Here is a 13,801-nt window from a genome sequence, read left to right on the forward strand (position 1 = left end):
GAGATGCCCCGGCGCCGTCGGGTCGTCGTCCGGGGCGTTGTGCAGGGCGTGGGTTTCCGGCCGTATCTGTACGGGCTCGCCACCGAACTCGCCCTGGCCGGACACGTGACCAACACGTCGGAGGGCGTCGTCGCCGAAGTCGAGGGCAGCGCCTCGGCCGTGGCCCAGTTCTGCGACCGGATCGCCGTCCAGGCACCCCCGCTGGCCCGGGTGGAGTCCGTCCGCCACGAGGAGGTGCCCGCCATGGGCGGCGACGCGTTCACCATCCTCGCCTCCCGCACCGACGGGCCGGCCCGCACCCTGGTCTCCCCGGACACCGCCACCTGCGCCGACTGCCTCGACGAACTGGCCGACCCCGCCGATCGGCGATACCGCCACCCCTTCGTCAACTGCACCCACTGCGGCCCGCGCTTCACGATCGTCACCGGCGTTCCCTACGACCGGGCCAACACCACCATGGCCGGCTTCGCGATGTGCGCCGACTGCGCCCGCGAGTACGCGGATCCGGCCGACCGCCGCTTCCATGCGCAACCGGTCGCCTGCCCGGCCTGCGGCCCGAGTCTGCGACTGCTCGTCCCCCAACCGTCCCTCGACGGGGGGCTGAAGAGCGTCGAGGGGTCGGAGGCGGTCACCGAGTCCCGGGTACTTCTGGCACGCGGTGCGATCTTCGCCGTGAAGGGCCTGGGCGGCTACCACCTGGCCTGCGACGCCTCGCACCCCGCGGCCGTCGCCCTCCTGCGGCACCGCAAGGGCCGGGGGGACAAGCCGTTCGCCGTCATGGCCAGAAGCGCGGACGACGTCGAGCACCTCGTCCGGCTGAGCCCCGAGGAGCGCAGCCTGCTCGAAGGCGGCGTCAGGCCCATCGTGCTGTTGCGACGGCGCCCGGACCCGTCGTACGCGGCGAGAGCACCGAGGCCTGCCGAGGCCGTCGCGCCCGGCAGCCCGGACTTCGGCGTGATGCTGCCGTACACGCCCCTGCACCATCTGCTGCTCGGTCTGCCCGGTGACGCGGACGGTCCCCGGCTGCTCGTCATGACCAGCGGAAATCTGGCCGGTGAGCCGATCGTGACCGACGACGCCGAGGCGCTGGAGCGGCTGGGGCGCCTGGCCGATGCCTGGCTCACGCACGACCGGCCGATCCATGTGCCCTGCGACGACTCCGTGGTCCGCGTCATCGACGGGAAGCCCCTGGTCATCCGCCGCTCCCGCGGCTACGCCCCGCTCCCGGTCCCGCTCCCCGTACCCGTCCGTCCGGCCCTCGCCGTCGGTGGAGACCTCAAGAACGCCTTCTGCCTCGGTCAGGGCCGTCGGGCCTGGCTGTCCGCGCACATCGGTGACATGGATGACCTTGGCACGCAGCGCGTCTTCGAGCGTGCGACCACGCAACTGGAGTCCATCACCGGAGTGCGGCCCGACATGCTGGCGGCCGACCGGCATCCCGGCTACCGATCCGTCCGGTGGGCCGACCGGAACGCGGTCGGCCGGCCCGTCGTGCGCGTCCAGCACCATCACGCCCACGTCGCCGCCGCGATGGCCGAACACGGGCGGGACGGCACCCGGCCGGTGATCGGCGTCGCCTTCGACGGCACCGGCCACGGCGACGACGGAGCCGTGTGGGGCGGGGAGTTCCTGCTCGCGGACTACGACGGCTTCACCCGGTTCGGGCACCTCGCATACGTCCCGCTCCCCGGCGGCGACGCCGCGGTGCGCAGACCGTACCGCATGGCACTGGCCCACCTGCGCGCGGCCGGGATCGGCTGGTCGGACGACCTTGCCTGTGCAGCCGTCTGCCCTGCCGACGAACTCCGCGTCCTGGAACGTCAGTTGGAGCGCAACCTGAACTGTGTCCCCACCTCCAGCATGGGCCGGCTCTTCGACGCCGTGTCCTCCCTCGCCGGCGTGTGCCACCGGGCCGGATACGAGGCGCAGGCGGCCGTCGAGCTGGAGAACGCCGCACTGCGGGCACCGGCCGACGACACCACCACGTACACGTTCGCCCTTCACCCGCCAGGGGCGGGCGGGAGCGGGGTACGGGCCGACCCCGCGCCCGTCCTCAGGGCGATCGTCGGCGACCTGCGGGCGGGCATCGAGCCGGCCCTGGTCGCGGCCCGCTTCCACCGGAGCGTGACCGAGCTGGTGCACCGGATCTGCGTGCGGGCGCGAGAGAGTCACGGGCTGGACACGGTCGCCCTGACGGGAGGTGTGTTCGCCAACACGCTGCTCTCCTCGGCCTGTGCCGCGGCCTTGCGCGGGGAGGGCTTCACGGTCCTGCGGCACCACTTGGTCCCGCCCAACGACGGCGGCCTGGCGCTGGGCCAGCTCATGGTGGCCGCCCGTGCCACCACCACCGATTGAGCAATGCGCGACCCGCAGCAAGGAACAGCGAGGAGAGGCCCATGTGCCTGGCGGTACCCGGCAGAGTGCTGGACATCGAGGAACGCGACGGCACCCGCATGGCCACCGTCGACTTCGGCGGCGTGGTCAAGGAGGTGTGCCTGGAGTACCTGCCCGACCTCCAGGTCGGCGAGTACGCCATCGTCCACGTCGGGTTCGCCCTGCAACGCCTGGACGAGGAGTCGGCGAAGCGGACGCTCGAACTCTTCGCCGAACTCGGCCTGTTGCAGGAAGAGTTCGGCGACCCCTGGGAACCGGCGGCGGAAGCCGACGGGACCACCCCGTTCGCGGGCGAGGACTTCATCCCGGAGGTGCGGAAGTGAAGTACATCGACGAGTTCCAGGACCCGGAACTGGCACGCCGGCTCCTCGACGACATCCACGCCACGGTGACCAGGCCATGGGCACTGATGGAGGTCTGCGGAGGACAGACGCACAGCATCATCCGCCACGGCATCGACCAACTCCTGCCGGAGGAGGTCGAACTGATCCACGGGCCGGGCTGCCCCGTGTGCGTGACGCCGCTGGAGGTCATCGACAAGGCTCTGGAGATCGCCTCCCGACCGGAGGTGATCTTCTGCTCCTTCGGTGACATGCTGCGCGTGCCGGGTACGGGCCGCGATCTGTTCCAGGTCCGAGGTGAAGGCGGTGACGTGCGTGTCGTCTACTCGCCGCTCGACGCTCTGCGGATCGCGCAGCAGAACCCGGACCGCGACGTGGTGTTCTTCGGTATCGGCTTCGAGACGACGGCACCCCCGAACGCCATGACGGTCCATCAGGCCCGCAGGCTCGGCATCCCGAACTTCAGCATGCTGGTGTCCCACGTCCGCGTGCCGCCCGCCATCGAGGCGATCATGGCGTCGCCGAGCTGCCGTGTGCAGGGCTTCCTCGCGGCCGGGCACGTGTGCAGCGTGATGGGCGTGGGGGAGTACCCGGACCTGGCCGAGCGCTTCCGCGTCCCGATCGTCGTGACGGGCTTCGAGCCGCTGGACATCCTCGAAGGCGTGCGCCGGACCGTTCGCCAGCTGGAACGCGGTGAGCACACGGTCGACAACGCCTACGCCCGTGCCGTCCGCCCGGAGGGCAACCCTGCGGCGAAGGCCATGCTGGAGGACGTCTTCGAGATCACCGACCGCGCCTGGCGTGGCATCGGAGTGATCCCCGACAGCGGCTGGCGGCTGTCGGCGAAGTACCGCGACTACGACGCCGAGCGCCGCTTCTCGGTCGACGGGATCCAGACGCGTGAACCGGCCGAGTGCCGCAGCGGCGAGGTCCTGCAGGGGCTTCTGAAGCCGCACGAGTGCGAGGCCTTCGGCACCCTGTGCACGCCCCGCACGCCTCTGGGAGCCACCATGGTCTCCAGCGAGGGCGCCTGCGCCGCGTACTACCTCTACCGGCGCCTGGACCTGACCACGCCTGCCGGCCGGGAGGTGAGCCCCGTTGTCTGACATCACCGATCTGCCCGTCCCGGCACTGGACCCCGAGGCGTGGACGTGCCCGGCACCGCTGCGCGACCGGCCGCGTGTCGTCATGGGCCACGGCGGCGGGGGAGCCCTCTCCGCCGAACTGGTCCAGCAGGTCTTCGCCCCCGCCTTCGGGGGAGAGGTGCTCGCCCAGATGGGTGATGCGGCCGCTCTCTCCCTGGGCGGTGTCCGGCTGGCGTTCTCCACCGACTCCTTCGTGGTGCGGCCACTGTTCTTCCCCGGCGGCAGCATCGGCGACCTCGCTGTCAACGGAACCGTCAACGACCTCGCCATGAGCGGCGCTCGCGCCGCCTACCTCTCCTGCGGGTTCATCCTGGAGGAGGGTGTCGAACTGGAGGTGGTCGGCCGGGTGTCCGAGGCTCTGGGCGCGGCCGCGCGCACCGCGGGCGTCGAGGTGGCCACCGGCGACACCAAGGTGGTGGAGACCGGCCACGGTGACGGGATCTTCATCAACACGGCGGGCATCGGCCTCATCCCGGCGGGCGTCGATCTTCGGCCGCAGCGGGTCGTCCCGGGGGACGTGGTGATCGTCAGCGGCGCCATCGGCGTCCACGGGGTGGCGATCATGAGCGTGCGCGAGGGCCTGGAATTCGGAGTGGAGATCGAGAGCGACTGCGCGGCGCTCGGCGACCTGGTCGACGCCATGCTCGCCGTCACACCGGATCTGCACGTGCTGCGCGATCCCACCCGAGGCGGTCTGGCGGCCGCGCTCAACGAGATCGCGGCGGCCTCCGGCACGGGGGTGGTCATCCGGGAACGCGACGTCCCGGTCCCGCCGACCGTGGCCAATGCCTGCGCCATTCTCGGCCTGGACCCCATGTACGTCGCCAACGAGGGCAAGCTGGTGGCCTTCGTCCCGCGCGAGCACGCCGACGCCGTCCTCGAGGCGATGCGGGCCCATCCTCTGGGCGCGGACTCCGTGATCATCGGCGAGGCCGTCGAGGCGCATCCCGGCATGGTGGTGGCCCGGACAGGGCTGGGGGGAACGCGGGTGGTCGATCTGCCGATCGGGGAGCAACTGCCGCGGATCTGCTGATGCGGGACTCGCCCGTTGAGGAGCCGGCCGAGGAGGCGCCGAGCGGACCGCCGAGCCGGTCGGTGCCTGGTGGCAACACGCTGAAGAACAGGGCACGCAGGCGCCCGGTCGCAGACCTGGTGCGGTGGACCAAGATGCGCCGGCGCATCGAGCACGACCACTGTGAACTCGAACACGGCCTGCGCCTGGACCATTGCGAAGGCCGCACGTGGCGCGGTCGGCACCACCGTGTGACCCCTCGTCACCCCCCAAACCTTAGAGAACCTGGAGCTGGTGGTGGGGCGCTTGGGGCGCCCCGCCCTCAACTGCCGTGCCGCGTCACGCCTTCAGTCGGTCGCACGCGCAGCATGCGTCGCGGCGGCGTGCAGGACGCCCCCACACGAGGACGAAACCGCAGGCGGTAGCGGCTGCTCACGCCCACCCGGGCAGCCCTCCGGCAGGTGTGCCGGTCTTGCCGCCCAATGGGACCATCACCGGGCAGGCTGCGAGGCCCCCGTGCCCAGCCCCGCCGGAGCCGTGCGCACGCCTCAGCCTTGGTCCGTCCCGAGCCTGGCCACGTCCCGCAGGGACACAGCCCGAAATCCGCCGATCAGGCACAGGCGCCCCGGGGCACCCCCTGCCGTGGCGAGACGATGCCCGACCCGGCCGGCGACCCTACGGTGATGGCATGACGGTGCTCAACAGTTGGAGGCGGCAGGGGCGAGCCCGGAACCGCGCGGTCGACGCCTTGGGCGTGGCTGTGCTGTGCGTACTGTCGGTCGTGGCTGCCTCGGTCGACCCGCACCAGCACCAGTTCGTGTTGCGCTGGCCCGCCGTGGTGCTGGCTGCCGTCGGCTGCTCCGCGTTGCTCTGGCGACATCGCCACCCGTTCGGCGTACTGGCCGTCGCCGTTGGCTGCGGTGTGATCTTCCCGGTGCTCGGGTTTCGGGAGAGTCCACTGGTGACAAGCCCGGTTCTGGTGTCCGTCTACAACGTCGCCGTGCGGACCGACCGGCGCACCGCCTGGACCGCGGCGGCTGTCTCGGCTGCCGTCATGGTGGGCGCTGTCGCGGTGTGGTCCTCGAACTCCTGGCTGGACCCGGACAATGTCGCGACGCTGGCCTGGACGGCTCTGCCGGCCGCCGTCGGGGACGGGCTGCGCTCACGGCGCGCCTATGTGGCGGCCGTCGAGGAACGGGCGGAGCACGCCGAGCGCACCCGCGAGCAGGAAGCACAGCAGCGAGTGGCGGCCGAACGCGTCCGGATCGCACGCGAGCTGCACGACATCGTCGCCCACCACATCGCTTTGATCAACGCTCAGGCAGGCGTCGCCGTCCATCTGGTGGACCAGCGCCCGGAACAAATCCTGACGGCACTGGAGAACATCCGGGACACCAGCCGCTCCGCGCTGGACGAACTACGGGTGACCGTAGGCTTGCTGCGGCAGTCCGACGATCCGGTGGCGCCCCGCGACCCGATGCCGGGCCTTGCGCAAGTACCAGCACTTCTGGCGTCGTTCGAACGCGCCGGGCTGGCCGTGAGCCACACGCGGCGGGGCACCACCGAAGCGCTGGAGCCGGCGGTCGACCTGGCCGCGTACCGCATCGTGCAGGAGTCCTTGACCAATGTGCGCAAGCACGCCGGGGCCGACCATGCCCGGCTGTTCCTGCACTACGAGCATGAACGGCTGACGATCACTGTCGAGGACGACGGGTGCGCCCGACCGCACCATCCTCACCCGGGGGCCGGTCACGGGCTGATCGGGATGCGTGAGCGGGCCACCACGATCGGGGGCACGCTGTATGCGGGACCGCGCCCCGAGGGCGGGTTCACCGTGACCGCCGAACTGCCGCTGCGCCCCGGCTGCCCCAGCCCGGCACTGGATCGGAGAAATGAGCATGACGATTCGCGTACTGCTTGCCGATGACCAGGCGCTGCTGCGGGGCACCTTCAGAATGTTGTTCGACGCCACGGACGACATGGAGACCGTGGCCGAGGCGTCCCACGGCCGCGAGGCAGTCGAGCTGGCGGCCACACAGCGCCCGGATGTGGTTCTGATGGACATCCGCATGCCGGAGATGGACGGCCTCGAGGCGACGCGGCTCATCACCGAGTCCGAGGACCTCGCAGATGTGAAAGTGCTCATCCTGACCACCTTCGAAGATGACGAGCACGTCGCCGAGGCACTGCGTGCGGGTGCGAGCGGCTTTCTCGGCAAGGGTGCGCGACCCGAGGAACTCCTCGATGCCGTCCGCACGGTCGCAGACGGCGAGGCGCTGCTGTCCCCGTCAGCGACGCGAGCGCTGATCACTCGATTCCTGGCCCAGCCGGATCCGTGCCCGGTGGCCGTACATGAGCGGCTGGAGAGCTTGACGCCACGGGAACGCGACGTCACGAGCCTCGTCGCACTGGGCCTGTCGAACGACGAGATCGCCGAGCGCCTGTTCGTCAGCCCGCTGACAGCCAAGACCCACATCAACCGGGCCATGACCAAGCTGGCAGCCCGTGACCGCGCCCAGCTCGTGGTCATCGCCTACCAGTGCGGGCTGGTCAGTCCGGCCACGGAACCGGATCGCTCCCAGCACCCCGCATAATCGTCGGCACAGTGCGTCCATCTTCTGTCCCAGCCGTAGGCCGACGCACCTCATACCGCAGCCGTGGTAGCCGGAAGTCGCTGCGTGGGGACGACGCGCTGAGGGGCGTTCCTGGGCGAAGGTGAAACCCTGAACGGAGGTTTCGCCATGATCGAAGCCCTTTGCCTGACCAAGAAGTCCGACGAGAAGACGGCCGTCGAGGAATGCCGCACGGTCCGTGAACTACTGGCCGGACACGGACTCAAGACCCTCGCATCCGATGAAGCAAGCGGGGTGCGGGCTCACCTGGCAAGCTGCGACGCATGCCGGGACGAGTACGAGTGCCTCGCAGCCGTCCCTGCGCATCTATCTCTTCTGCGCGACGCCCTGGCCTGCGGCAAAGGCCGAAACACGCGGACGCACACGGCCACCCGTGCCGACTGCAGCCACGCATCCCGCCGCCACCGCAGGCCACACCGCGCGACCCTGACCACGCAGCTCACGCTGTCTCAATGGGTCAACAAGACCACGTCGTGCCTCGGGTGAGCAGACCTCCCGCCCACCGGAGCCGTACCGGTCACCCGCGCTCGCCACCACGGTGCGGGAGGGTGAACCCGAGGGGCTCACCGTGCGGTTCGCGGACGGCTGTGGGGAGGAGCGCACTTCGGACGCGCTCGGTGACTGCGTCACGCAGGCCGCCGACCCGGCAACAGGCTGGAGCCCCTGCGGGGCATGCTGGTATCCGCAAGAGCGGGCCGGGAGGTGCTGGGATGCGGTGGTGGGCCGGTGGGTGGATGGTCGCCGGGATGGTCGTCCTGGCAGCGTGCGGCGCGTCTGCGGGCGGAGGTTCGGCGGGAGGTCCGTCCGGGAGCAGTTCGGCGGGGCCGTCGACCGGTGCGCCGACGCACACATCCGCAGCCCCGTCCGCGAGCGCGCCCGCGAGCCCGACCGGGGGAAGCTCGTCGGTGCCGGGCACCACGCCCTCCGCTTCGGCGGGGAGCTGTGCCGCCGGGCACACGCAGGTCACCGTCAGCCCCGGTGACGCGGTCGAACAGCGGCTGTGCGTGCGGCCCGGGACCGTGGTGTCCCTCGTCCTGCGGCCGCGAACGGACGACAAGCGGTGGACGGCCGTGCAGAGCTCCGCGCCGGTTTTCGTCCTGGCGTCCGGATGGCAGGTGGCCGCGGACGGCACGGCCCGCGCCTCGCTGCGGTGCGCGGGCACCCGGGGTGGTACGGCCGTGATCACCGCGCTGGCGAAGGCGCCGGACGTGGCGGGCGCGGCACGCGCCGCCTTCACCCTTCACGTGAGTGTGGTCCCGTACCCGACGAATGGGTGACCGCGTAAGCCGAACCCGATGAAGGGGGTGACCCCGAGAACCGGGATCATCCCTCCGCATCACTTTCAGCCGCGCATGTACGTCAGCCGCAGTCACGCACCTTGATCGTGTAGAGACAACGGCCGTGCGTGGCCGCGTACAGCGTGCTGCCGTCCGGGCTCGGCTTCAGCTCGAGCACGGTGACAGCCGGGAGCCGGCCCAGCGCTGCCACGTCGTACGGCCTGGCGCCCAGTAGACGACACCGAGGCCGGTGGCGACGGCGAGGCCGCCGTTCGCCGTGACGACCCCGGAGTTGGCCGGCACGTCGGGGAGGTTCGCCGAGATGTCGGTCCAGGTGGTGCCGCCGTCCTCGGACTCGAAGACATGGCCGACGCCGGCGCCGCGGCCCTCGGTTCCGTGCCGGCAGAAGCCCTTGACGGCCCGGTACACGTGGTCGGCGTCCTCGCCCCGCCCTCGGTCCCGAAGCTGTACTCCTTGTCGACCGGAACCCAGGGCAGCTCGCGCCGCTGCCGGGCGAGCTCATCACCCATCCGGGTGAGCTCCTTCGCGCGCTAACAGCTCGTTGCGAGCGGCGAGCGCTTCCTCGCGGGTGCCGATCTTGCGCTCCGTCATTGGTTCCTACGTCGTGTGATCCAGCGTCTGGGCTCATACGCGGTTCGCGGACCCCCAGCGGCCACCGCGCTCAGCTCGCAGGGGTATGTGACGATGCCGCGCAGTGGCGCCCTTTGCGTTTCATGAAGGCCGCACCACACAACCACGCCCGGGATTCCCTCCCCGTGGCCGCCTGGCCAGGTGAGTATCCACGTGGCCGTCGAGCTGCACGCCGACCGGTTGCGGCGCAGGGTGGTGCCATGGACGATGATCGCCCCCCTGTGGTCGTGTACCCGCCCTCACCGGACGGCGGGCGACACGTGACGATCCACGGCGAGCCCGTGGGCACCGCCAACAGCCTCTTCGACGTGCTCGAGTTCCTGCGCCGCGCGGGCCTGCCCGCCGAGGACACGGCCATCGACGACCCCGAGCTGATCGAGTGGCGCGGCGGCGGACCGTACGACTGGAACAACACCCCATAACCGCGCGCCGGCCGTTGCCACGGCTAGGTGTGGGGCCTTCCATCTCACCCCTCGCCGGAGAGCCGGCCCACGGGGAAGGAGGCAGCCGCAACGGCGGTGGCTGTGCGAACGAAGGCCGCGACGGCCGGTGACCGAGAGTTCTGTGGCCAGGCCAGGGCGGTTCACGTGAGACTCCTTTGGGGGGAAGCCGTCCCGGCATGTTCACGCACTTCGAGCCAAACCAGCCGCCCGCTTTCACCAACGCGTTCTTCGACGAGCAGACCGCCCTGGTCGACACCGAACTCGCCACCCTGAAGCGAGTGCTGGAAGCCGACGTATGAGCATGTCCCATGGGGCAGAGCCCGTCTGTCGCCGGCATCCAACGGGCGCACGCCGAGTATCGATGCCGACTTCGTGGCCGCGGTGACCGCTGTCAGCGCCGGTGGGCGCCGGAGACCGGGACCTTGCGAGTGCGTGCCGGCCGTTCCGAGACTCTCGTGAGGGAGCGAGTCTTCTCCGCGGCGGTGTGGCCGTTCCCATTGACTGCGCCGTGCACCCGGTAGGCGAGCCCGCTTCGCCCGCGCCCGGATGTCCACGCGGACACCGCCGCCGTCCTGGTCGCCGATAGGGTGGGGAGTGATCAAGCGGGCGGTGGGGGGATGAGGGCAGCGGACGGCATGGGCAGCACCGAGGACAGGCGCATGACGGGTACCGGGCGTCCCACGTCCCGGGACGTCGCCCGGCTCGCCGGTGTGTCGCACACCGCGGTCTCCTTCGTGTTCAACGGCCGCGCCGAGGGCAACCTCTCGCTCGCCACCCAGGAACGCATCCGCCAGGCCGCGGCCCAGCTCGGCTACCGCCCCGACCCCGTTGCCCGCGGCCTGCGCCGCCGTCGTACCGCCGTGATCGGCCTGATCACCGACGAGATCGCCTCTTCGCCCTTCGCGGGCCGGCTGCTGCGCGGCGCCATGGAGACCGCGTGGGACAGCGAGCACCTGATCCTGACCGTCGACTCCGGCGGCGACCCGGCCAAGGAGGACGCGGCGGTCGCCGAACTCCTCGACCGCCGCGTGGACGGCATCATCTACGCGGCCATGTCCCTGCGGCGCGTCCGCGTCCCCGAGGGACTCCACCGCACCCACTCCGTCCTCGCCAACTGCCTGCCCGAGGACAACTCCCTGCCCGCCGTCATCCCCGCCGAACGCGCCGGAGGCCGTACGGCTGCCCGCCTGCTCCTCGACCAGGGACACCAAAGGATCGCTCTGGTCGGCGGTCTGGACGACATCGCGTCGGTCGAGCGCCTGCGCGGCTTCCGGGACGCGCTGCGGGCGGAAGGGATCACCGTCCCCAAGGAATGGGTCGTACGGACCGGAGGCGAGATCTCCAGCGGCTACGAGGGCGCGGCGCGGCTGCTCGAGGGGGCCGCCGTCGACCGGCGCCCCACCGGAATCTTCTGCTACAACGACCGGGTCGCGGCGGGTGTCCTGCACGCCGCGACCCGGCTCGGGATCGCCGTTCCCGACGACCTCTCGGTGGTGGGCTACGACGATCAGGAGCACATGGCAGCCTTTCTCGCGCCGCCCCTCACCACGGTCGCGCTGCCGCACCGCGCGATGGGCGAGGCCGCCGCACGGCTGCTCCTCGACGCCATCGACACCGGCCGGACGCCCCCCACCGCCACGCGGCGCATCGCATGCCCCGTGATCAGCCGCGCGTCGGTGGGACCTGCTCCCACCCCATGACGGCCGCCGATCCCGTCACGACGAGCTCCAGTACGTCGTCGGGGCGCCGGTAGACCCGCTCGGTGATCGTGGCCCGGTCGTCGACGAACAACTCGTACAGGGAGCCGTCGACGAGGACCCGCAACCGGAGCTCGTCCCCGGGTGGCACCCGTACCTCGATCGACGGGGCCGCCTCGGCCCCCGTCCGGGGCCAGCCGCCACGGTCCAGCGTCACGGTGCCCGCCTCCGGGTCCAGGAGGACAGTCAGCTCCTGGCCGGCGGCGGACCGCAGCAGACTTACGGTGGTCCGGGCGCGAGCGGTGACATTCAGGTCGTACGCCTCCGGGAGCGCGGCCCGGCCCGGTGCGGTGACGAACGGCTCGGCGGCGCGCAGCAGTTCGAGCTCCTGGGCCGGGGCGACCCGCAGCGCCCCGTCCGGGTGTACGTCCACCACCCGGGGCGCTGTCAGGACGCCGGCCCATCCGGCGCGCACGGCCTCGCTCTGTTCCCGTGCCTCCCAGGACCAGCCCCACAGCAGGGCCCGGTCCGCCTCCTGGAGCACGGCGGGCGCGTAGAAGTCCCGGCCGTGGTCGAGGAGGCCGCCGGCCCGCGCGTCGAAACGCAACTCTCCCTCGCCGTATGGCTGCAGACGTCCCGTCAGGTAGCCCGTGGCGCACGGATCTCCGTCCCACAGTGACACCACCAGCGCCCATTCCCCGCTCGCCGTCGCGTACATCTGCGGGCACTCCCAGCCGACCGGCTTGTCGCCGAACGCCGCGGCCGCGACAGGGTCGTTGCCGTCGGCCAGGACCCGCGCGAATCGCCAGTCGGCCAAGTCGTCGCAGTCGTACAGCAGCACCGACGGCGTACCGTCGGCGTGTCCTGCCCCCACGAGCGCCCAGCGCCGGCCGCCGCTCAAGAAGACGAACGGGTCGCGGAACATCACCACGTCCGTACCGGGCGGCGGGCCGGTCACCACCGGCGTGGGCAGCGGCTTCCACTCGGTGAGCGTGGCGTCGTCGGGGTCCGCCGCCCGCGCCAGGCAGATCGTGCCGAGGCCGGTGTGGTGGCGGTCGACGCCCGTGTACACGGCGGTCGGCACACCCCCGTCGTCGACCACGCACCCGGACCAGCAGCCCGCCTCGTCCGGGCCGCCGGGCGTCGGGGTGAGTGCGACCCGGTGGTGGTCCCAGTGGGCGAGGTCGGGGCTGGAGACGTGGCCCCAGTGGATGTTCGCGTGCAACGGTGCGTCCGGGTTGTGCTGGTAGAAGAGGTGGTGGCGGCCGCGCCAACGGAAGGGCCCGTTCGGGTCGTTGATCCAGTTGGCGGGCGGACGGACCCGGAAGCGAGGCGCATGGGGGTCGTGGTTCAACGGTTGACTCCTGCGGAGGTGATGCCCTCGCGGAGAGGGCGCTGGCCGACGACGAACACCGCGACGGCGGGGATCATGGAGAGGACGACACCAGCGAGGACCACCGAGATGGAACCGGTGCCGAGGTTGCCCTGGAGGGAGACCAGGCCCAGCGGCAGTGTGTAGTTCTGGCTGGACGTCTCGAGGATCAGTGGCCGGAAGAACTCGTTCCAGTGGTAGTTGAAGGCCAGCACACCGACGATGGCGAGGCCGGGTGCGGCAAGCGGCGCGTATACGGACCGGAAGATCCGCCAGGGCCCGGCGCCGTCGAGCATGGCCGCTTCGCCCAGGTCCTTCGGCATGCCGAGGAAGTACTGGCGCATCAGGAAGGTGCCGAACGCGGTCGGGAAGGCCGGGACGATCAGGCCGAGCAGGGTGTCCGTGAGACCCATCGACTTCAGGACCAGGAACACCGGCACGATGGTGACCTGCAGCGGCACCATCATGGTCGCCAGCACGAGCCCGAACAGCGGCTTCTTGAAACGGAATTCGAGGCGTGCGAAGGCGTATCCGGCCAGCCCCGCCGTGATCATCTGGCCCACGGCGATCAGCGCGGTCACGAGGGTGGAGTTGAGGGCGAGCAGCCATACGTCGATCTGGTCGAAGACCCCGTGGTACGCCTCGGTGGTGGGATGCGTCGGGATGATCCTCGGCGGCAGGTCGAAGGATTCGGCCGGGGTGCGCAGCGAGGTGGAAACGGTCCAGATGACCGGCCCGAGCGTCAGCAGGGCGCACACGGTCAGCCCGGCGATCCGTGCCCAGGGCGCGAGTGAGTGCCGCGTACGGCTCAAGGACAGCGTTGCTTGGCTCATGGG

Annotated in this window: 14 protein-coding genes; 11 read left to right on the plus strand and 3 right to left on the minus strand. The window is 71.1% G+C overall.

The genetic code is table 11. The annotated features are described in order from the left end of the window. Positions 1–3 precede the first annotated feature (3 nt). The 8 genes from hypF to AB5J53_RS47075 all read left to right on the plus strand — a co-directional run bounded on the left by hypF (position 4) and on the right by AB5J53_RS47075 (position 8,802). Positions 4–2,355 (plus strand): carbamoyltransferase HypF, encoded by a 2,352-nt coding sequence (gene hypF / locus AB5J53_RS47040; protein ID WP_369252911.1) that lies wholly within the window; start codon positions 4–6, stop codon positions 2,353–2,355. 41 nt (positions 2,356–2,396) lie between these two features. Further along, on the plus strand, positions 2,397–2,717 hold the full coding sequence (locus AB5J53_RS47045; protein WP_369251725.1) for a HypC/HybG/HupF family hydrogenase formation chaperone: 321 nt from the start codon (positions 2,397–2,399) through the stop codon (positions 2,715–2,717). Continuing rightward, positions 2,714–3,841 (plus strand): hydrogenase formation protein HypD, encoded by a 1,128-nt coding sequence (hypD, locus tag AB5J53_RS47050; protein ID WP_369251727.1) that lies wholly within the window; start codon positions 2,714–2,716, stop codon positions 3,839–3,841. Before AB5J53_RS47045 ends, hypD begins: the two co-directional genes overlap by 4 nt. Further along, positions 3,834–4,913 carry a hydrogenase expression/formation protein HypE gene (hypE, locus tag AB5J53_RS47055; protein WP_369251729.1) on the plus strand — a complete coding sequence of 360 codons (1,080 nt, stop codon included), beginning with the start codon at positions 3,834–3,836 and terminating at the stop codon, positions 4,911–4,913. The genes hypD and hypE overlap by 8 nt, the downstream gene beginning before the upstream one ends. Positions 4,914–5,580: 667 nt before the next feature. Next, entirely contained in the window at positions 5,581–6,819 is a 1,239-nt protein-coding gene (locus tag AB5J53_RS47060; protein WP_369251731.1) for a sensor histidine kinase, read from the plus strand. Continuing rightward, entirely contained in the window at positions 6,791–7,486 is a 696-nt protein-coding gene (locus AB5J53_RS47065; protein ID WP_369251733.1) for a response regulator, read from the plus strand. Before AB5J53_RS47060 ends, AB5J53_RS47065 begins: the two co-directional genes overlap by 29 nt. A gap of 147 nt (positions 7,487–7,633) precedes the next feature. Beyond that, positions 7,634–8,011: a zf-HC2 domain-containing protein gene (locus tag AB5J53_RS47070; RefSeq protein WP_369251735.1), complete on the plus strand. Its 378-nt coding sequence runs from the start codon at positions 7,634–7,636 to the stop codon at positions 8,009–8,011. A gap of 419 nt (positions 8,012–8,430) precedes the next feature. Next, positions 8,431–8,802 (plus strand): acetyl-CoA synthetase, encoded by a 372-nt coding sequence (locus AB5J53_RS47075; RefSeq protein ID WP_369251737.1) that lies wholly within the window; start codon positions 8,431–8,433, stop codon positions 8,800–8,802. Between the two features lie 165 nt (positions 8,803–8,967). On the opposite strand, the gene AB5J53_RS47080 is transcribed toward AB5J53_RS47075, so the two are convergent. Then, positions 8,968–9,231 (minus strand): hypothetical protein, encoded by a 264-nt coding sequence (locus tag AB5J53_RS47080; RefSeq protein WP_369252967.1) that lies wholly within the window; start codon positions 9,229–9,231, stop codon positions 8,968–8,970. 422 nt (positions 9,232–9,653) lie between these two features. Here AB5J53_RS47080 and AB5J53_RS47085 point away from each other — a divergent pair, with 422 nt between their 5' ends. From AB5J53_RS47085 to AB5J53_RS47095, 3 genes are all read left to right on the plus strand, one after another. Beyond that, complete coding sequence (locus AB5J53_RS47085; protein WP_369251739.1) at positions 9,654–9,875, plus strand: hypothetical protein; 222 nt, start codon at positions 9,654–9,656, stop codon at positions 9,873–9,875. A gap of 197 nt (positions 9,876–10,072) precedes the next feature. Next, positions 10,073–10,195 carry a hypothetical protein gene (locus tag AB5J53_RS47090; RefSeq protein WP_369251741.1) on the plus strand — a complete coding sequence of 41 codons (123 nt, stop codon included), beginning with the start codon at positions 10,073–10,075 and terminating at the stop codon, positions 10,193–10,195. A 336-nt stretch (positions 10,196–10,531) separates the two neighbouring features. Continuing rightward, entirely contained in the window at positions 10,532–11,596 is a 1,065-nt protein-coding gene (locus AB5J53_RS47095) for a LacI family DNA-binding transcriptional regulator (protein ID WP_369252913.1), read from the plus strand. On the opposite strand, the gene AB5J53_RS47100 is transcribed toward AB5J53_RS47095, so the two are convergent. Further along, positions 11,559–12,947 (minus strand): glycoside hydrolase family 32 protein, encoded by a 1,389-nt coding sequence (locus AB5J53_RS47100; protein WP_369251743.1) that lies wholly within the window; start codon positions 12,945–12,947, stop codon positions 11,559–11,561. The genes AB5J53_RS47095 and AB5J53_RS47100 overlap by 38 nt on opposite strands. After that, entirely contained in the window at positions 12,944–13,798 is an 855-nt protein-coding gene (locus AB5J53_RS47105; protein WP_369251745.1) for a carbohydrate ABC transporter permease, read from the minus strand. Before AB5J53_RS47105 ends, AB5J53_RS47100 begins: the two co-directional genes overlap by 4 nt. Between the last annotated feature and the right edge of the window lie 3 nt (positions 13,799–13,801).

It is taken from the genome of Streptomyces sp. R41, assembly GCF_041053055.1.
Taxonomy (GTDB): Bacteria; Actinomycetota; Actinomycetes; order Streptomycetales; family Streptomycetaceae; genus Streptomyces.

What these genes read in the sequence shown, in the direction of transcription:
- AB5J53_RS47070 (WP_369251735.1), top strand. Translation starts at nt 7,634, where the DNA reads ATGATCGAAGCCCTTTGCCTGACCAAGAAGTCCGACGAGAAGACGGCC.
- AB5J53_RS47105 (WP_369251745.1), bottom strand. Translation starts at nt 13,798, where the DNA reads ATGAGCCAAGCAACGCTGTCCTTGAGCCGTACGCGGCACTCACTCGCG.
- AB5J53_RS47060 (WP_369251731.1), top strand. Translation starts at nt 5,581, where the DNA reads ATGACGGTGCTCAACAGTTGGAGGCGGCAGGGGCGAGCCCGGAACCGC.
- hypF (WP_369252911.1), top strand. Translation starts at nt 4, where the DNA reads ATGCCCCGGCGCCGTCGGGTCGTCGTCCGGGGCGTTGTGCAGGGCGTG.
- AB5J53_RS47090 (WP_369251741.1), top strand. Translation starts at nt 10,073, where the DNA reads ATGTTCACGCACTTCGAGCCAAACCAGCCGCCCGCTTTCACCAACGCG.
- AB5J53_RS47095 (WP_369252913.1), top strand. Translation starts at nt 10,532, where the DNA reads ATGGGCAGCACCGAGGACAGGCGCATGACGGGTACCGGGCGTCCCACG.
- AB5J53_RS47045 (WP_369251725.1), top strand. Translation starts at nt 2,397, where the DNA reads ATGTGCCTGGCGGTACCCGGCAGAGTGCTGGACATCGAGGAACGCGAC.
- AB5J53_RS47085 (WP_369251739.1), top strand. Translation starts at nt 9,654, where the DNA reads ATGGACGATGATCGCCCCCCTGTGGTCGTGTACCCGCCCTCACCGGAC.
- AB5J53_RS47065 (WP_369251733.1), top strand. Translation starts at nt 6,791, where the DNA reads ATGACGATTCGCGTACTGCTTGCCGATGACCAGGCGCTGCTGCGGGGC.